The organism is Drancourtella massiliensis (assembly GCF_016900655.1).
Classification (GTDB): domain Bacteria; phylum Bacillota; class Clostridia; order Lachnospirales; family Lachnospiraceae; genus Sellimonas; species Sellimonas catena.
Map to the genome: position 1 here is coordinate 1 of NZ_JACJKH010000139.1, position 234 is coordinate 234.

Genomic DNA, 234 nt, shown 5'->3' on the forward strand with positions numbered 1-234 from the left:
CGCCACTCAGTCACAGTCTTCTTCATCCGAAGAATCTAAAGAAAGTGCTTCGTTCGACTTGCATGTGTTAGGCACGCCGCCAGCGTTCATCCTGAGCCAGGATCAAACTCTCGTTAAAAGTGTTTGTTCCGGTCAAGATCAACTCTCGCTAATCCATCCCGTTACTGTTGTCTGGTTTGTGGAACTTGAAGTTCCTTGTTCTGAATAATTCTCATGAATTTTCAGGGATCGTTG

At 45.3% G+C, this 234-nt stretch carries 1 rRNA gene; it reads right to left on the bottom strand.

The window, feature by feature from the left end:
- Positions 1–118 (bottom strand): 16S ribosomal RNA (locus H6A32_RS16095); the annotation flags it as partial.
- Positions 119–234 lie beyond the last annotated feature (116 nt).